The organism is Massilia sp. TS11 (assembly GCF_022012445.1).
Taxonomy (GTDB): Bacteria; Pseudomonadota; Gammaproteobacteria; order Burkholderiales; family Burkholderiaceae_D; genus Telluria.
This window is the reverse complement of sequence record NZ_JAKLTS010000009.1, coordinates 14,360-33,357: the sequence shown is the minus strand read 5'-3', so window position 1 is coordinate 33,357 and position 18,998 is coordinate 14,360. Positions and strand designations below refer to the sequence as shown.

The 18,998-nt window shown below is 68.0% G+C and carries 13 protein-coding genes; all 13 read left to right on the top strand.

Annotated elements, in window-relative coordinates:
* The first annotated feature begins 90 nt into the window (after positions 1 to 90).
* The 13 genes from LZ005_RS14465 to LZ005_RS14405 all read left to right on the top strand — a co-directional run bounded on the left by LZ005_RS14465 (position 91) and on the right by LZ005_RS14405 (position 18,225).
* A complete protein-coding gene (locus LZ005_RS14465; protein WP_237808793.1) occupies positions 91 to 849 on the top strand; it encodes a 3-hydroxyacyl-CoA dehydrogenase in 759 nt (252 codons plus the stop codon).
* Positions 850 to 950: 101 nt separating this feature from the next.
* Positions 951 to 2,729, top strand: coding sequence for a gamma-glutamyltransferase (ggt, locus tag LZ005_RS14460; protein WP_237808792.1), 1,779 nt, complete (start codon positions 951 to 953; stop codon positions 2,727 to 2,729).
* 71 nt (positions 2,730 to 2,800) lie between these two features.
* Positions 2,801 to 3,970, top strand: coding sequence for a patatin-like phospholipase family protein (locus LZ005_RS14455; RefSeq protein WP_237808791.1), 1,170 nt, complete (start codon positions 2,801 to 2,803; stop codon positions 3,968 to 3,970).
* Between the two features lie 34 nt (positions 3,971 to 4,004).
* Positions 4,005 to 4,730: a response regulator transcription factor gene (locus LZ005_RS14450; protein ID WP_237808790.1), complete on the top strand. Its 726-nt coding sequence runs from the start codon at positions 4,005 to 4,007 to the stop codon at positions 4,728 to 4,730.
* A gap of 9 nt (positions 4,731 to 4,739) precedes the next feature.
* Positions 4,740 to 9,623 (top strand): two-component regulator propeller domain-containing protein, encoded by a 4,884-nt coding sequence (locus tag LZ005_RS14445; RefSeq protein WP_237808789.1) that lies wholly within the window; start codon positions 4,740 to 4,742, stop codon positions 9,621 to 9,623.
* Positions 9,624 to 9,724: 101 nt separating this feature from the next.
* Positions 9,725 to 10,435, top strand: a complete 711-nt coding sequence (locus LZ005_RS14440) for a response regulator (protein ID WP_237808788.1) — start codon at positions 9,725 to 9,727, stop codon at positions 10,433 to 10,435.
* A gap of 115 nt (positions 10,436 to 10,550) precedes the next feature.
* Positions 10,551 to 12,176 carry an AMP-binding protein gene (locus LZ005_RS14435; protein WP_373889334.1) on the top strand — a complete coding sequence of 542 codons (1,626 nt, stop codon included), beginning with the start codon at positions 10,551 to 10,553 and terminating at the stop codon, positions 12,174 to 12,176.
* Positions 12,173 to 14,527: a bifunctional salicylyl-CoA 5-hydroxylase/oxidoreductase gene (locus tag LZ005_RS14430; protein WP_237808787.1), complete on the top strand. Its 2,355-nt coding sequence runs from the start codon at positions 12,173 to 12,175 to the stop codon at positions 14,525 to 14,527. Before LZ005_RS14435 ends, LZ005_RS14430 begins: the two co-directional genes overlap by 4 nt.
* Positions 14,528 to 14,530: 3 nt before the next feature.
* Positions 14,531 to 15,289: an SDR family NAD(P)-dependent oxidoreductase gene (locus tag LZ005_RS14425; RefSeq protein WP_237808786.1), complete on the top strand. Its 759-nt coding sequence runs from the start codon at positions 14,531 to 14,533 to the stop codon at positions 15,287 to 15,289.
* An 8-nt stretch (positions 15,290 to 15,297) separates the two neighbouring features.
* Positions 15,298 to 15,813 carry a MarR family winged helix-turn-helix transcriptional regulator gene (locus LZ005_RS14420; protein ID WP_237808785.1) on the top strand — a complete coding sequence of 172 codons (516 nt, stop codon included), beginning with the start codon at positions 15,298 to 15,300 and terminating at the stop codon, positions 15,811 to 15,813.
* An 8-nt stretch (positions 15,814 to 15,821) separates the two neighbouring features.
* The gene (locus LZ005_RS14415) at positions 15,822 to 16,676 is read left to right on the top strand and encodes an enoyl-CoA hydratase family protein (protein ID WP_237808784.1); all 855 of its coding nucleotides are present in this window, start codon (positions 15,822 to 15,824) and stop codon (positions 16,674 to 16,676) included.
* 1 nt (position 16,677) lies between these two features.
* Positions 16,678 to 17,826, top strand: a complete 1,149-nt coding sequence (locus LZ005_RS14410) for an acyl-CoA dehydrogenase family protein (RefSeq protein ID WP_237808783.1) — start codon at positions 16,678 to 16,680, stop codon at positions 17,824 to 17,826.
* 9 nt (positions 17,827 to 17,835) lie between these two features.
* The gene (locus tag LZ005_RS14405) at positions 17,836 to 18,225 is read left to right on the top strand and encodes a RidA family protein (protein ID WP_237808782.1); all 390 of its coding nucleotides are present in this window, start codon (positions 17,836 to 17,838) and stop codon (positions 18,223 to 18,225) included.
* Positions 18,226 to 18,998: the final 773 nt, after the last annotated feature.

Genomic DNA, 18,998 nt, shown 5'->3' with positions numbered 1-18,998 from the left:
AAGTGGACCGGCGCGCGGGCTTCGGTGCTACAATCCGCGTGCTTGACGTTAACGTAAACGTCATATCTGATTCGACACCAGGAGACCTCCATGCAAATCCAGAACAATGTCTTCATCATCACCGGCGGCGCGTCCGGCCTCGGCGCCGCCAGCGCGCGCATGCTGCACGCCCACGGCGCCAAGGTCGTCATCGCCGACGTCCAGGTGGAGCCGGGCCAGGCCCTGGCCCAGGCCCTCGGCGGCGTGTTCGTCAAGTGCGATGTGACCTCGGAAGCCGACGGCAAGGCCGTGGTCGAGGCCGCGACCGCGCTCGGCACCCTGCGCGGCCTGATCAACTGCGCCGGCGTCGCCCCGGCCATGAAGACCGTGGGCAAGGATGGCCCGCATGCGCTGGAACTGTTCCAGAAAGTGGTCAACATCAACCTGGTCGGCACCTTCAATATGGCACGCCTGGCGGCCGATGCCATGGCCAAGACCGAGGCCCTCGAATGGGGTGAGCGCGGCGTGATCATCAACACCGCCTCGGTCGCGGCCTTCGACGGCCAGATCGGCCAGGCCGCGTATGGCTGCTCGAAAGCCGGTGTGGTCGGCCTGACCCTGCCGATGGCGCGCGACCTGTCGCGTAACGGCATCCGCGTGATGACGATCGCGCCGGGCATCTTCGAAACGCCGATGCTGCTCGGCATGCCGCAGGAAGTGCAGGACGCGCTCGGCAAAATGGTGCCTTTCCCCTCGCGCCTGGGCAAGCCGGACGAGTACGCCCAGCTGGCCAAGTCCATCATCGAAAACAGCATGCTCAATGGCGAAACCATCCGTCTGGACGGCGCCATCCGCATGCAGCCGAAATAAAAACGGCGCCGGTATTGACGTGAGTCAAAACCGGTTTTGAGGTAGGATGCGTCATCGCCATGCGCGGCCCGGTTTGGGCCGCGCCTCACTTTGGAGAACGCATGATCCGCCTGACGTCCTTGTCCCGCGCCCTGTTCCTGCTGGGCCTGTTGTCCGCCGCGCCGCTGCTGGCCCAGGAAGCGCCGCAGCGCGCGCCCGAAATCGCCACCGGCTTTCAGGAAAAACAGGCGGCCGTGGCGCACAAGTACATGGCGGCCGCGGCCAATCCGCTGGCGGCCGCGGCCGGCTACGAGATGCTCAAGCAGGGCGGCACCGCGGTCGACGCCGCCGTCGCCATCCAGATGGTGCTGACCCTGGTCGAGCCGCAATCCTCGGGCATCGGCGGCGGCGCCTTCATCATGTTCTACGACGGCAAGAAGGTGCGTTCCTACGACGGCCGCGAAACGGCCCCGGCCAGCGCCACCGAAAAACTGTTCCAGCTGCCCGACGGCCGTCCGATGTCGCGCGAGCAGGGCATCGTCGGCGGCCGCTCGGTCGGTGCGCCGGGCGCCGTGCGCGTGCTCGAACTGGCCCACAAGGCGCATGGCAAGCTGCCCTGGAAGACCCTGTTCGAACCGGCCATCCGCCTGGCTGAGAACGGCTTTGCCGTCAGCCCGCGCCTGAACGCGCTGCTCAATTGGGACAAGCACATCCGCAAGGACCCGGTCGCCGGCCCGTATTTCTATGACGAGCAGGGCAATGCCCGCCCGGTCGGCTATCTGCTGAAGAATCCGGCCCTGGCCAAGACCCTGCGCGAAATCGCCGAGGGCGGCGCCGACGCCTTCTACAAGGGCCATATCGCCAAGGACATCGCGGCGCGCGTGCAGGGCCACCCGAGCAATCCGGGCGGCCTGACGGTGGCCGACATCGAGGGCTACCAGCCCAAGGTGCGCGAGCCGATCTGCACCGACTACCGCGTCTGGCAGGTGTGCGGCATGCCGCCGCCGTCCTCGGGCGGCCTGATCATCGGTGAGATGCTCGGCATGTTCGCCATCAAGGACCTGCGTCCCTATCCGCCCCAGAAAGGCGAGTTGCAGCCCGAGGCGGTCCACCTGTTTAGCGAAGTCGGCCGCCTGGCCTATGCCGACCGCGACCGCTACCTGGCCGACCCCGACTTCGTGCCGTTGCCCGGCAAGGGCGTGGCCAGCCTGCTGCATCCGGCCTACCTGGCCAAGCGCGCCGCCCTGATCGGCGAGCGCTCGATGGGGCGCGCCGCGCCCGGCAAGCCGGACGACCTGAACGTGGCCTGGGGCACCGACAATGCGATCGAAAACCCGTCCACTTCGCACGTGGTGGCGGTCGATGCCTATGGCGGCGCGCTGTCGATGACGACCACCATCGAAGACGCGTTCGGCGCGCGCATGATGGTCGACGGCTTCATCCTGAATAACCAGCTGACCGACTTCTCCTTCGCCTCGCAGGATGAGTACGGCCCGGTGGCCAACCGCGTCCAGGCCGGCAAACGCCCGCGCAGCGCGATGAGTCCGACCCTGGTGTTCGACAAGCGCACGGGCGAACTGGTGCTGGCCACCGGCTCGCCGGGCGGCACCGCGATCGTCAACTATGTGGCCAAGGTGCTGGTCGGCACGCTCGACTGGGGCCTCGATGTGCAGCAGGCGATCAGCCTGCCGAACTTCGGCAGCCGCAACGGGCCGACCGAGCTCGAAGCCAAGCGCGCCCCGCAAAGCCTGATCGATGCGCTGCAGGCCAAGGGCCACCAGGTGCGCGTGATCGAGCAGACCTCGGGCCTGCAGGGCATCATGCGCGCCACCGTCAATGGCCAGAAGGTCTGGCTCGGCGGTGCCGATCCGCGGCGCGAGGGCGTGGCACGCGGGGATTAAAACTGTTGCAAGATTGTGTCAGGCGCTTGGTCGCTCCACAACAAAGCGCGAAACGCTGATACTCTTGCGGCATGGCATTTACGCAGAAAACCGGCTTGATTCTGACGGGAGGGGGCGCGCGCGCCGCCTACCAGGTCGGGGTCCTGCAAGCCCTGGCGCGCATCCTGTGGGAAGCCGGCTGGCCGCCGGCGCGCAATCCGTTTGCCATCATCTGCGGCACCTCGGCCGGCGCCATCAATGCCACCGCGCTGGCCTGCCGCGCCGACAACTTCGGCGAGGGCGTGCAGACCCTGAGCGAGGTCTGGGAACACATCGTCGTTGACCAGGTCTACCGCGCCGACTCGCTCGGCGTGATCCGCTCGGGCGCGCGCTGGCTGTCGCTGCTGTCGTTCGGCTGGCTGCTGCGCAAATGGCGCGCGGCGCCGCCCGCTTCGCTGCTCGACAACACCCCCCTGGTCGGCCTGCTGCACCGCATGCTCGACCTGCCGCGCCTGGACCATGTGCTGTCCGAGGGCCTGCTGCATGCGCTCGCCGTAACGGCTTCGTCCTACAGCAGCGGCCACCACCTGACCTTCTACCAGACCCTGGCCGACATCGCGCCCTGGGTGCGCAGCCAGCGCATCGCGCTGCAGGACCAGATCGGGGTCGAGCATCTGCTGGCCTCGAGCGCGATCCCCTTCATTTTTCCGGCCGTGCCCCTGTTCATCGGCGGCCACCGCGAGTACTGCGGCGATGGCACCATGCGCCAGCTGGCGCCGATCTCGCCGGCCATCCACCTGGGCGCCGACAAGGTGCTGGTGGTCGGCGCCGGCCGCCTGCACGAGCCGCAGCCGCAGGCCCAGGAGAGCGCGCGCTATCCGAGCCTGGCGCAGATCGCCGGCCATGCGATGAGTTCGATATTCCTCGATTCGCTGGCGGTCGACATCGAACGCCTGAACCGCATCAACAAGACCCTGTCGATGCTGCCGTCCGAGCGCCTGCAGGACACCCCGCTGCGCCCCGTGCAGCTGCTGGTGATCGCGCCGTCCGAGCGGCTCGACGACCTGGCCGCGCGCCATGTGCACAATCTGCCGGCGCCGATCCGTACCATGCTGGGCGGGATCGGCGCCACCGAAACGCGCGGCGCGGCGCTGGCCTCGTATCTGCTGTTTGAATTGAGCTACACCCGTGAGCTGATCCAGTTGGGCCAGCGCGACACCTATGCGCGCCAGGCGGATGTGCTGGCTTTTTTTGGATCGTGAGTTACATAATAGTCATAACTGATCGGAGAATTGGATGAAAGCCCTTGTTGTCGATGATGATGTGGTCTCGCGCATGGCCCTCATGGATTTGCTGCAGAGCTTCGACAGCTTCGAGCTGCTCGAGGCCGAGGACGGCGAGGCGGCCTGGCAGATGATGGAGGAGGGCCTGCGCCCGGTCATCTGCTTCTGCGATGTGCGCATGCCGCGCATGTCGGGCATCGAGCTGCTGCAAAGGCTGAAAAGCCATCCGACCCTGGCCGAGGTGCCGTTCGTGCTGGTGTCCTCGGCCAGCGACCGCGACACCGTGCTGCAGGCCGTGAAGCTGGGCGCGGTCGGCTACATCCTCAAGCCGCTGAAGGCGATCGACGCCCGCGCCCATCTCGAAAAAATCTTCAAGATCACGCTCGACAAGCTGACCGAGGCACCCTCGGCCACGCTCAAGCGCCTGAATATCAGCCCGGCGCGCCTGGCCTCCTACCTGAAGGCATTCCAGGGCCAGCTGGCCAGCGGCGCCGAGGACATCGCCGACCTGATTTCGGCCTACGACGACGAGGGGGCGCGCGCCCGCCTGGACGCGCTGCACACGGGCTGCATGACGCTCGGCCTGTGGCATGTGGCCACGCTGCTCGACAGCCAGCGCAAGGGCAGCGAGCTCGATGCCGAGCGCATCGGCGCCGTCATCGCGGAAGTGGCGGCCGCCGCCGAGCGCCAGCATCAGCGCGTGAAGAACAGCATGGCCGCCAGCGGGGCGGGCGGCTGACGGGGTCCGATGCGCGTCCTGACCGCCTGCCTGCTGGCGCTGGTGCTGGCGCTGACCGCGCCCCTGGCGGACGCGGCGCCGGCGCGCACGCTGCGCTTCGAGCAGCTGTCGGTCGAGCAGGGCCTGGCCCAGGAGTCGGTGCTGGCCATCGCCCAGGACGCCGACGGTTTCATGTGGTTCGGCAGCCAGGCCGGCCTGTCGCGCTTTGACGGCTACAAGGTCACCGTCTACAAGAGCAGCGCGCAGGACCCGAAAGCCCTGGCCGACAACTGGGTGCGCGTGCTGCACGTCGACCGCGACGGCCGCCTGTGGATCGGCACCGACGGCGGGCTGAATCGCTACGAGCCGGCCACCCAGAGCTTCAGCCACTTCGCCCCGCGCGAGCTGGCCAAGCGCGGCAGCGGCTACCGTCACATCCGCGCCATCATCGACGATGGCGCCGGCGGCCTGTGGATCGCCAGCGGCGACGGCCTGCAGCGCTTCGATCCGGCCAGCGGCAAATTCACCGTCTACCACCACGACCCCGACGATCCGCACAGCCTCGGCGACGACCAGATCAATGCGCTGGCGCTCGACAAGCAGGGCCGCCTGTGGATCGGCACCGCCAGCGGCCTCGATAGCCTGGCCCCTGGCGCCGCGCGCTTCGAGCACCACAATCTGGAAGGCACCGAATCGCGCCTGCGTTCGGTGCAGGCGCTGCAGGTGGCCAGCGACGGCGCGCTCTGGATCGGCAGTCTGGGCGGGCTGGAAGCCTGGCGTTGGGACCGCGCCGGGCGTCTGAGCCGCCAGCGCCTCAGCCGCGCCGAGGGCCTGCAGCCTGGCCAGATCATCACCCTGTACGAAGACCAGGACCAGAACCTGTGGGTCGGCAGCCTGACCGAGGGCCTGTACCGTTGGCTGCCGCAGGCCGGCCGCTTCGCCCAGTACAAGCACATGGCCAACGACAAGAACAGCGTGGCCGACAACCAGATCTCGGCCCTCTACCGCGACCGCGTCGGCACCTTCTGGGTCGGCACCTGGTATGCGGGGGTGTCGCGGGTCGACCTGGCCAGCGGCGGCTTCGCGCGCGTGGTGCGCACCACCGACAACCCGCGCTCGATCTCGGATAACAAGGTGCGCGCGATCGCCGCCGACAGCAAGGGCATGCTCTGGCTCGGCACCAATAGCGGCCTCGATCACTACGACCCGGCCAGCAATGTCTCGACCGTCTACCGCTATCCGGGCCCGGCCAGCGCCGACCAGACCGTGGCCGCGATCGCGCGCGACGCGCGCGGCCGCCTGTACGTCGGCTCCAAGGAAGGCCTGCGCCTGTTCGATCCGGCCAGCCAGCGTTTCAGCCTGGTGGCCGGGCTGCCCAGCGATCCCGATGCCCAGAACATCCGCTACCTGTATATCGACCGCGCCGGCATCCTGTGGGTGGCTTCGCGCGGCGGCCTGCACCGCTATGACCCGGCCAGCGCCCAGCTGACCAGCTTCCGGCACGACGCCAACAGTCCTTCCAGCCTGGCCGACAATGTGGTGCGCCCGATCCTCGAGGACAGCAAGGGCCGGCTCTGGGTCGGCACCTTCAATGGCCTCGATCTGCTCGACCGCGCCAGCGGGCGCTTCAGCCATTACCACCACGATCCCAAGGACCCGTCCTCGCTCTCGCACGACGAGGTGCACTACCTGTACGAGGACCGCAACGGCAAGATCTGGGTCGGCACGGCGGCCGGCCTGAACCGGATGGACCAGGGCGCCGACGGCAAGCTGCGTTTTCGCCGCTTCAGCATCAAGGACGGCCTGGCCGACGACGCCATCGCCGCCCTGCAGGAGGACAGCCTGGGGCGCCTGTGGATCAGCACCAATACCGGCATCTCACGCTTCGACCAGGCGCTTGGCCGCTGGCGCAATTTCTCGGCCGGCGACGGCACCATCGAAGGCGCCTATTTCGACGGCGCCGCCGCCCGCGCCAGCGACGGCAGTCTGTACTTCGGCGGCTTCAATGGCATGACGGCCTTCATTCCGGAGTCGATTACCGATAACCAGATCGCGCCGCGCGCCGTGATCACCGACTTCCAGGTGTTTAACAAGTCGGTCGGCCTGGCCCGTCCCGGCCTGCTGAAGACGGCCATCGAGAACGCCAGCAGCCTGACGCTGGAGGCGACCGACTCCGTGTTCTCGCTCGAATTCTCGGCCCTGCACTACGCGGCCCCGCAGCGCAACCGCTTCGCCTACCAGCTCAAGGGCTTCGACGAGACCTGGGTCACCACCGACGCCAGCAAGCGCTTCGCCACCTACACCAATCTCGACCCGGGCAGCTACACCTTCATGGTCAAGGCGGCCAACAAGGACGGCGTGTGGAGCGCGCGCGCGGCCACGCTGGAGATCGTGATCCGGCCGCCGTTCTGGAAGACCTGGTGGTTCCGCCTGCTGGCGGCCAGCCTGGTGCTGGGCGGCGTGTACGGCGGCTACCGCATGCGCGTGCTCGGCCTGCGCCGCCAGAAGGCCATGCTCGAACAGCAGGTGCGCGAGCGCGTGACCGAGATCGAACAGCAGAACCGCCGCCTCGAGCTGCAGACCAGCGAGCTGGAAAAGCAGCGCGCCGAGGCGGTCGAAGGGCGCCTCGAGGCCGAACGCCAGAAAGAGGAGGTGGAGCGCCAGAAGGACCGCGTCGAACAGGCGCAGCGCAATATCGCGACCCTGTCCGAGATCGGGCGCGAGATGACCGCCACGCTCGACATGGAGACCATCATGATGACGGTCTACCGCCATGTGCACCACCTGATGGATGCGCGCATTTTCGGCATCGGCATCTACCAGCCCGAGGCCAACTGCATCGATTTCCCGTTCTCGATGGAGCAGGGCGTGCGCAGCCGGCCGTATTCGCGCTCGCTCGACGACCCCAACCAGTTCGCCGTCTGGTGCCTGAACCAGCGGCGCGAGATCTTCATCAACGACATCGACGCCGAGTACCACAACTACATCGGGCCGGAAGGGATCGAGACCCTGACCATGACCGAGCTGGTCGACGGCAGCCGCCCGCAGCTGCCGGCCTCGATGCTGTATGCGCCGCTGATCGTCAAGGAGCGCGTGATGGGCGTGCTGTGCGTGCAGAGCGTGGAGAAGCAGGCCTACCGGCGCGTGCACATGGACATGCTGCTGACCCTGGCCGCGCACGCCGCCATCGCCCTCGACAACGCGCGCGCCTACCAGCAGCTGGCCGACAACGAGGAGCGCCTGCTCGAGCAGGAAAAGCAGATCCGCCAGCGCACCGAGGAACTGGCCCTGGCCAATACCGCGCTGCAGGAGAACGAGGAGCGCCTGCGCCTGGCCAAGCAGCGCGCCGAGGATGCGACGCGCCAGAAGTCCGAGTTCCTGGCGAATATGAGCCACGAGATGCGCACCCCGCTGGCCGGCGTGATCGGCATGCTCGGCTTCGCGCTGCGCGACGCCAGCCTGGCGCCGACCACGCGCCAGCAGATCGAGCGCGGCCAGATCAATGCCCAGTCGCTGCTGGCGATCATCAATGACCTGCTCGACTTCTCCAAGATCGAGGCCGGCAAGCTGAGTATCGAGAACATCGACTTCTCCCTGATCCAGACCCTGGAAAACGTGATCAGCCTGTTCGAGGAGCAGGCCCTGTCGCAGAGCCTGGAGTTCATCGTCGATCTGGCGCCCGATCTGCCGCAGTTTGTGGTCGGCGACCCGACCCGCCTGCGCCAGGTGCTGGTCAACCTGGTCGGCAATGCCTTCAAATTCACCAACCAGGGCTTCGTCAAGATCAGCGTCACGCGCGCGCCCGTGCCGACGCCGGCCGGCCTGAACCAGATCTGCTTTGCGGTGCAGGACAGCGGCATCGGCATCCGGCCGGAGGCGCTGTCCCGCCTGTTCCAGAAATTCGAGCAGGCCGACGCCACCACCACCCGCCGTTACGGCGGCACCGGCCTCGGGCTGGCCATCTGCCGCCAGCTGGTCGAGCTGATGGGCGGCGAGATCCAGGTGCGCAGCGCCGAAGGGCAGGGCTCGATGTTCAGCTTCACGCTGCCGCTGCCGACCGGGGTGGCGCCGCCGCTGGCCGGACAGCAGCCGCGCGAGCCGCACAGCCACCGCCTGCGCGTGCTGTGCGCCGAGGACTTCCCGACCAACCAGATCATCATCCGCATGCTGCTGGAGGAGCTCGGCCACCAGGTCGACATCGCCGATAACGGCCTGCTGGCCGTGCAGGCCTGCGCGCGCACGCGCTACGACCTGATTCTGATGGACGGACGCATGCCCGAGATGGACGGGGTGACGGCCACGCGCCTGATCCGCAGCGGCGGCCCGTCCGGCCAGCCGGTGCTCGATGCCGAGCTGATGATCGTGGCCCTGACCGCCAATGCCAGCGAGGAGGACCGCCAGCGCTACCTGGCGGCCGGCATGGACGACTTCCTGACCAAGCCGATCGACGAGGCGGCCCTGCACCTGATTCTGAGCCGCGCGATCGCGCGCCAGCTGGCGCGCGGCCTGGGCCTGAGCCCGATGGGGTTTGTGGCCGGGCGCACGCCCAGCATGCGCGAGCTGGACGCCATGTTCGGGGTCGACACGGCGCCGTTGGCCGAGGACAGCGCGGCCGAGCAGGAACGCAGCGCGGCCCTGCGCGCGCGCATGCGCACGGCCTTTTCGGCCGACCTGCCGGCCCGTCTGGCCGAGCTGGAAGCGGCCATCGGCCGGCTCGACAACGACAGCGCCGGGCGCGTGCTGCACGGGATGAAGGGCAGCGCCGCCTATCTCGACGAGCCCGACCTGCACCACCTGTGCAGCGAGCTGGAAAAGGCCGCCGACGACGAGCGCTGGGGCGTGATCCAGGGCGCCTTGCCGCGCCTGAAGCGGCTGCTGCAGGCCTATATGCCGGTGGTCGATGAAACCGACTGACTGTGTGCACGATGTAAAAAAACTACGGAATTTAATGTCGAAATGGCAGGCTTTTTGTTAATATTCAGTCATTTCCATATGATTCCAAGGCGTGTTGGCGCATGAAAGTTCTGGTGGTCGACGATGACGTAGTCTCGCGCATGGTGCTGATGCACCTGATCGACAGTTGCGGCGACTTCGAAATCCACGAAGCGGAAGACGGCCAGGCGGCCTGGGAGCAGCTCGAAGGCGGTCTGCGCCCGGCCATCCTGTTCTGCGACCTGCGCATGCCGCGCCTGTCGGGCATGGACCTGCTGCAGCGTGTCAAGGCCGACGCCGACCTGCGCGCCACCCCGTTTGTGCTGGTGTCCTCGGCCACCGATGCCGATACCGTGCACCAGGCCAGCGACTGCGGCGCCAACGGCTACATCGTCAAACCCTTCGAGGCCGAGCAGGTGCGCGTGCATCTGGCCGCGCTGTCCGGTGGCGCGCCCGACGCCGCGGCCGAGGCGCCGCTCGACACGGTCGCGCGGCTGGGCATCAGCAGCGAGCAGCTGCTGGCCTATCTGGGCGGCTTTCAGGCCCAGCTGACCGCCGCCGGCGGCGCCATCGACAGCCTGCTGGCGCGCGGCGAACGGGGCGCGGCAGAGCAGCAGCTGCTGCGCCTGCGCGACGGCTGCCGCACCCTCGGTCTGGCCGGCATGGCCGCGCGCCTCGAGGCCCTGCAGGGGGCGGCGCTGACCACCGACAGCCTGCACGCGGCCCTGGCCGACGCCATCGGCGCCGTCCTCCACCAGGCCGAACTGACGCGCCGCCTGCGCCAGGCCTCCTGATCCCCGCACAGCTGGCTTGCGTCAGCGCAATTCGCCTCGATAAATCACTTGATGCCGTGATTGTTTAGATTTAAAGTTCCTGCCACTGTCCCGCGCGAACTTCACAAAGGCGACCATGACACGACAGACCCCGGTCCTGGGCATATCGGCCCATCAGGACAGCTTTGCCCGTGACCACCTGCCGCCGCCCGCGCAGTGGCCGGAATTGCGCTTCGATCTGCCCGAACTGGCCTATCCGGCCCGCCTGAACTGCGTGCGCGAGCTGCTCGACGCCGCCGTGGCGCGCGGGCAGGGCGCGCGCACGGCCCTGATCGGCGAACACGAGACCCTCAGCTATGCCGAGCTGCAGGCGCGCGTCGACCGCATCTGCCAGGTGCTGGTGCGCGACCTTGGCCTGGTGCCGGGCCAGCGCGTGCTGCTGCGCGGCGCGAACACGCCGATGATGGCGGCCTGTATTCTGGCCGTGCTCAAGGCCGGCCTGATCGCCGTGCCGACCATGCCGCTGCTGCGCGCGCGCGAACTCGGGGTCATCATCGGCAAGGCGCGCGTGAATGCGGTGCTGTGCGCGGCCAGCCTGAGCGCGGAGCTCGAGGGCATCCCCGACTGCCCACCCGTGCTGTGCTTCGGCGGCAGCGCGCCGGACGGGCTGGAAGCGCGCATGGGCGCGCAGGAGGCGGCGTTCACGGCCTGCGACACGGCGGCCGACGACGTTTGCCTGATCAGCTTCACCTCGGGCACCACCGGCATCCCGAAAGGGACCATGCATTTTCACCGCGACGTGCTGGCCATCTGCGACTGCTTCCCGCGTTACACGCTGCGCAGCAGCGGCGACGACATCTTCATCGGTACGCCGCCGCTGGCCTTTACCTTCGGCCTTGGCGGCCTGCTGCTGTTCCCGCTGCGCGTGGGCGGCGCCGGCGTGCTGCTCGAAAAGCTCACGCCCGAGGGCCTGCTGGCCGCCATTGCGCGCCACCGCGCCACCATCTGCTTCACCGCGCCCACCTTCTACCGCCAGATGGCGGCGCTGGCCGCCGGCCACGATCTGCGCAGCCTGCAGCAGACCGTATCGGCCGGCGAAGCGCTGCCGCTGGCCGTGCGCGAAGCCTGGCAGGCCGCCACCGGCCTCCAGATGATCGACGGGATCGGCGCGACCGAACTGCTGCACATCTTCATCTCGGCCGCCGGCGCCGACATCCGTCCGGGCGCCACCGGCAAGCCGGTGCCCGGCTACCAGGCCTGCGTGCTCGATATGGCGGGCCGCCCGGTCGGCCCGGGCGTGGTCGGACGGCTGGCCGTGAAAGGCCCGACCGGCTGCCGCTACCTGGCCGACGAACGCCAGCGCGACTACGTGGTCGATGGCTGGAACCTCACCGGCGACGCCTACGAAATGGACGCCGACGGCTACTTCTACTACCGCGCCCGCACCGACGACATGATCATCTCGGCCGGCTACAACATCGCCGGGGCCGAGGTCGAGGACGTGCTGCTGCGCCATCCGGCCGTGGCCGAATGCGGCGTGGTCGGCCAGCCGGACGAGGAGCGCGGCCAGATCGTGCAGGCGCATATCGTGCTCAAACCCGGCTTCACCGGCGACGCCGCCATGGTCCAGACCCTGCAGGACTTCGTGAAGCAGGCGATCGCGCCCTACAAATACCCGCGCGCGATCGCCTTCCATGCGAGCCTGCCGCGCACCGAGACCGGCAAGCTGCAGCGCTTCAAGCTGCGCACGGGGCAGGCATGAAGATCGTCTGCATCGGCGGCGGCCCGGCCGGCCTGTATTTCGCCCTGCTGATGAAGCAGCAGGACCCGGCCCACGAGATCACAGTCATCGAGCGCAACCGCCCCTACGATACCTTCGGCTGGGGCGTGGTGTTCTCCGACCAGACCCTGGGCAATCTGGTGCAGGCCGATGCGCCAACCGCGCGCCAGATTCTGCAGGCCTTCAACCACTGGGACGATATCGACGTTTTCTACCGCGGCGCGCAAGTGCGCTCGGGCGGGCATGGCTTCTGCGGCATCGGCCGCAAGCGCCTGCTGAACATCCTGCAGGCGCGCTGCGAGGAGCTCGGCGTGCGTCTGCAATTCGAGACCGAGGTCGACGACGAACTGGCCTACGATGCCGATCTGGTGATCGCCTCCGATGGCCTGAACAGCCGTATCCGCAAGCGCTACGCGGACAGCTACCGGCCCGAGGTCGAAACGCGGCGCTGCCGCTTCGTCTGGCTCGGCACGAAGAAGAAATTCGAGGCCTTCACCTTCGTCTTCAAGGAGACCCCGTTCGGCTGGTTCCAGGCTCACATCTACCAGTACGACGGCGAGACGTCGACCTTCATCGTCGAGACGCCGGAGGAAGTCTGGCGCGCCGCCGGCCTCGAGGCCATGAGCCAGGAGGAGGGCATCGCCTTCTGCGAGCAGCTGTTCGCCGAACACCTCGACGGCCATGCGCTGCTGTCGAATGCCAGCCATCTGCGCGGCTCGGCCATCTGGATCGCCTTCCCGCGCATCGTCTGCCAGCGCTGGGTGCACTGGCAGGACGGCAGGCCCGTGGTGCTGATGGGCGACGCCGCCCACACAGCGCATTTCTCGATCGGCTCGGGCACCAAGCTGGCGCTGGAAGATGCGATAGAACTGGCGCGCTGCTGCGCCGCCCATCCCGATCTGGCCGCCGCGCTGGCCGCCTACGAGGAGACGCGCGCCGTCGAGGTGTTGAAAATTCAGAGCGCCGCGCGCAATTCGATGGAGTGGTTCGAGAACGTGGCGCGCTACACGGCCCTGGAAGCCGAACAGTTCGCGTATGCGATGCTGACGCGCAGCCAGCGCATCTCGCACGAGAATCTGCGCCTGCGCGATGCTGGCTACGTGGCCCGCTTCGAGCACTGGTTCGCCGCGCGCGCCTGCGCCCAGGCCGGAGTGGCACTGCCGCCCGGGCCGGCGCTGCCGCCGATGTTCACGCCCTACAAAGTGCGCGGCCTGACCCTGAAGAACCGCATCGTGGTCTCGCCGATGGCCCAGTATTCGGCCGTGGACGGCTGCGTCGGCGACTATCATCTCGTGCACCTGGGCGCGCGTGCGCTGGGCGGCGCCGCGCTGGTGATGGCGGAGATGACCTGCGTCTCGGCCGACGCCCGCATCACGCCGGCCTGCCCGGGCCTGTACCTTCCCGAGCACGTGACGGCCTGGCGCCGCATCACCGACTATGTGCACGCGCACAGCGACGCCGCCATCGGCGTGCAGCTTGGCCATGCGGGCGCCAAGGGCGCGACCCGCGTCATGTGGGAAGGGATCGACCAGCCGCTCGCGCAGGGCGGCTGGCCGCTGGTCTCGGCCAGCCCGCAACGCTATCTGGAAGGCGTGTCGCAGCAGGCGCGTGCCGCCACGTTGGACGATCTGGAGCGCATCGAGGCCGACTTCGTGCGCGCCGCGCGCGCGGCCGATGCCGCCGGTTTCGACTGGCTGGAGCTGCACTGCGCGCACGGCTATCTGCTGTCGTCCTTCATCTCGCCGCTGACCAATCAGCGCGACGACGACTATGGCGGCAGCCTGGAAAACCGCTGCCGCTATCCGCTGCGCGTGTTCCGTGCGATCCGCGCCGTCTGGCCGCACGAGAAGCCGATCAGCGTGCGCATTTCGGCGCACGACTGGGTCGAGGGCGGCATCACGCCGGCCGACGCGGTGCAGATCGCGCGCCTGTTCAAGGCCGCCGGGGCGGACCTGATCGACTGCTCCTCGGGCCAGGTCAGCAAGCGTGAGCAGCCCGTGTACGGGCGCATGTTCCAGACCCCGTTCGCCGACCGCGTGCGCAATGAGGCGGGCATTCCGACCATCGCTGTCGGCGCCATCTACGAGGCCGACCACGCCAACAGCATCATCGCCGCCGGCCGCGCCGACCTGTGCGCCGTGGGCCGCCCGCATCTGGCCAACCCGGCCTGGACCCTGATGGAGGCCGCCCGCATCGGCGTCACGGCGGTGCCCTGGCCCAAACCCTACCGCGCCGGCAAGCAGCAGCTCGAGCGCAACCTGGCGCGCGAGCGCGCGCTTGGCGCCACGGGCGAATCGCCGCAACAGCGGGCCGCGCGCCTGCTGGAGGGCTAGCGCATGGCCAGTCTCGCGGGCAAACACGCGTTCGTGACCGGTGGCGCCACCGGCATCGGTCTGGCCTGCGCGCAGGCCCTGCACGCGGCCGGCGCACAGGTGACCCTGGCCGGACGAAACGCGACGGCCCTGCAGGCGGCGGCCGGGGCCAGCATGGGCTGGGTGTGCTGCGACGTCAGCGACCCCCCTGCCGTGCAGGCCGCGCTGGCCGCCGCCGCAGAGCGCAGCGGCCGCATCGACATCCTGGTGAATAACGCCGGCCAAGCCGCATCGGCCCCGTTTCTGAAGACCGATGGCGCGCTGTGGCAGCGCATGCTCGATGTGAACCTCGGCGGCGTGTTCCACTGCAGCCAGGCGGCCTTGCCCGGCATGCTGGCGGCGGGCTGGGGTCGGATCGTGAATATCGCCTCGACGGCCGGACTGACCGGCTACCGCTACGTGGCCGCCTACTGCGCCGCCAAGCACGGCGTGGTCGGCCTGACGCGCGCGCTGGCGCTCGAAGTGGCGGCCCAGGGCGTGACCGTGAACGCGGTCTGTCCCGGCTTTACCGACACCGCCATCGTGGCCGAGGCGGTCGCGAATATCGTGCAGACGACCGGCCGCACGACCGAACAGGCGCGCGCCAGTCTGGCCGCCGCCAACCCGCAACAGCGCCTCGTCACCCCGGACGAAGTCGCCCACACCGTCCTGTGGCTGTGCCAGGACGCCGCGGCCGCCATCAACGGCCAGTCCATCGCCGTCGCCGGCGGTGAAGTCATGTGAGAACGAGAATGAAAGACGACGACCACAAGCCGAACGACGCCGATGCCCAGGTGCTGGACCTGGAAAGCCGCCTGCCGCAGGACGCCAGCCAGTCGATCAAACTCTGGCTGCGCATGCTGTCGTGTACGACCCGCATCGAAAACGAGATCCGCTCGCGCCTGCGGGCGCGCTTCGACATCACGCTGCCGCGCTTTGACCTCATGGCCCAGCTCGAGCGCTTCCCCGATGGCCTGCGCATGGGCGAACTGTCCAAGCGCATGATGGTCACGGGCGGGAATGTCACCGGCATCACCGACCAGCTCGAGCAGGAAAAACTGGTCATGCGCGTGCTAGACCCCAAGGACCGGCGCGCCTACAGCGTCAAGCTGACCGGGGCTGGCCGGCGCGTGTTCGCCGAGATGGCGGCCGAACACGAAGCCTGGATCAGCGAGCTGCTGGGCGAATTGAGCAGCGACGAGAAGGCCCAGCTGATTGCGCTGCTGTCACGCCTGAAGAACCACCTGAACGACACCGACGAAAAATAAGGACCGCCATGCGCCACCTTCCTGGCCAGGCCCACAGCCTGCCTGGCAACCGCCTTAGCCTGAGTGGCTATGTGCCCCAGCATTTCGACTACCAGGCCGCCGAGGGCGTGGCCACGATCACCCTCAACCGCCCCGAGCGCAAGAATCCGCTGACCTTCGACAGCTATGCCGAACTGCGCGACCTGTTCCGCGCGCTCGCCTATGCCGAGGATATCCACGCCGTGGTGCTGACCGGCGCGGGCGGGAATTTCTGCTCGGGCGGCGATGTGCACGACATTATCGGCCCGCTCACGCGGCTCGACATGCCTGGCTTGCTGGCCTTCACGCGCATGACCGGCGATCTGGTCAAGGCCATGCGCGCCTGCCCGCAGCCGCTGGTGGCGGCCGTGGACGGCGTCTGCGCCGGCGCCGGCGCCATCCTGGCGCTGGCATCGGACATCCGCTTCGCCACCGCGCGCAGCAAGACCGCCTTTTTGTTCATGCGCGTCGGCCTGGCCGGCTGCGACATGGGCGCCTGCAGCCTGCTGCCACGCGTGATCGGCCAGGGCCGCGCGGCCGAACTGCTGTACACGGGCCGCAGCATGAGCGGGGAGGAGGGTGAGCGCTGGGGCTTCTTCAACGGCCTGGCTGAATCCGAGCAGCTGCTGGCGCGCGCCCAGGAATTCGCGCGCATGCTGGCCGAGGGCCCCACTTTCGCGCACGGCATGACCAAGAAGATGCTGCAGCAGGAGTGGAATATGGGCGTCGACGAAGCCATCGAGGCCGAGGCCCAGGCCCAGGCGATCTGCATGGCCACCAACGATTTTCACCGCGCCTATCACGCCTTCGTGGCGCGCGAAAAACCGCAGTTCGAAGGGGACTGACATGGCCGACCGCACCTACCTCGACTGGCCCTTCTTCGACCCGCGCCACGCCGATCTGGCCGACGAACTCGATGTCTGGGCGGCCCGCCACGCGGCCGACGTCCACAGCGGCGATGCCGATGCCGACTGCCGCGAACTGGTGCGCCGCCTCGGCGCCGCCGGCTGGCTGCGCCATGCAGTCGATCAGGATGGCAGCGGCATCGACACGCGCGCCATCTGCCTGATCCGCGAGACGCTGGCGCGCCACAACGGCCTGGCCGATTTTGCCTTCGCCATGCAGGGCCTGGGCTCCGGCGCCATCAGCCTGTTCGGCAGCGCGGCCCAGCGCGAACGCTATCTCGAACGGGTCGCGCGCGGCGAGGCCATCGCCGCGTTTGCGCTGTCCGAGCCGGGCGCCGGTTCGGATGTCGCCGCCATGCAGTGCGCCGCCGTGCGCGATGGCGACGACTACGTGCTCAATGGCGAAAAGACCTGGATTTCAAATGGCGGCATCGCCGATTTCTATGTGCTGTTCGCCCGCACCGGCGAGCAGCCGGGCGCGCGCGGCATCAGCGCCTTTATCATCGATGCGGCCACGCCCGGTTTCGAGATCGCCGAGCGCATCCAGGTGATCGCGCCGCATCCGCTGGCGCGCCTGCGCCTGCGTGACTGCCGCCTGCCGGCCGGCGCCCGGCTGGGCGAGGCGGGGCAGGGCTTCAAGGTGGCGATGGCCACGCTCGACGTGTTTCGCACCTCGGTGGCGGCGGCCGCGCTGGGCTTTGCCCGGCGCGCGCTCGACGAGGCGCTCGCCCATGCGCGCACGCGCAGCATGTTCGGGCAGGTGCTGGCCGACTTCCAGCTGACCCAGGCCAAGCTGGCCCAGATGGCCACTGATATCGACAGCAGCGCCTTGCTGACCTACCGCGCCGCCTGGCAGCGCGACCAGGGCCGCAAGGTCACGCGCGAGGCGGCCATGGCCAAGATGACGGCCACTGAAACGGCGCAGCAGGTGATCGACCATGCGGTGCAGCTGTTCGGCGGCCTCGGTGTCGTCAGCGAGCACCCGGTCGAGCGCCTGTACCGCGAGATCCGCGCGCTGCGCATCTACGAAGGCGCGACCGAAGTCCAGCAACTGATCATCGCGCGCGAGCTGCTGCGCGAGCACAACTGAAAGGAAATCATGGAGATTCTGCAGCCTCCGGGCTGGGCGCGTCCAAGCGGTTACGCCAATGGCGTGGCCGCCAGCGGGCGCATGGTGTTTATCAGCGGGATGGTCGGCTGGGACGCCAACAAGCAGTTCCAGACCACGGATTTTGCCGGCCAGGTGCGCCAGGCGCTCGCCAATGTCGTGGCCGTGCTGGCCGAAGCCGGCGCGCGGCCCGAGCACATTGTGCGCATGACCTGGTATGTGCTCGACAAGGGTGAGTACCTGGCGGCCGGCAAGGAGGTTGGCGCCATCTACCGCGAGCTGATCGGCCGCCACTATCCGGCCATGACGGCCGTGCAGGTCAGCGGCCTGATGGAGGAGGCTGCGCGCGTCGAGATCGAAGTCACGGCCGTGTTGCCCTGAGTGCTGAAGGGTATCGTGTGGGCCTGCAGGACCCGCTTCGCATAAAGTCGATACGGGGACGTCTATTGAAGCTACTTCGCCGGAAGCCAGCCGGATCGAGCTCGCCATCGCCAAGAAGCTGCATCAAGTCGGGCTGCGCGTGAATAAGCGCCTCGCGCGCCAGCTGCAGTGGATATTGGCCTGGCCATTGGCCAGTTTGCGACGCTTGTCGCGCTGCTGACTGCCTTGGCACGGCTGGCCCAGTGATGGTCCCCGGCTGGAATCTACCGGAGGGACCAAATTCAGGGAAATCAATAGGTTAGAGAAACGGTAGCGCCAAGATACCATCAGAAATACCATCAGGTCGGCGCTTTGTAGGCGGGATTACATGTCGTCTTCGTTGCAAGTGTCGGTTCTGACAGCCGGCGTCCAGTCGAAGTCTGAGAGCTCAGGATGGGTAACTCGGCGCGCTCTCAGTAATCGCCTCGCTGTCCCGGTTGCGTCCGATATGACATCGGCAATCGTTGCGGCAGCACCTCGGTCCATCAAGACGATTTGGCGCTCGTGTGCGCGGTACCAAGAAGCGAAGCACAGGACGTGCATGCAGACTGCTGCGACTTCATCGACGGCAGGGTGTTGGCCGTTCGATTTGTCGGCGGTATTTCGGTATTTCATCGTGTTCCTCAAAGTGGATTAAATGGCGGCCACGCCGACTGGCCGTTCTTTCTCCGGTCTACCCATGCGCACTGATTTTTGGTGCGCTTCAATTTTAATTGTTTGTTTCTTAACAGCCT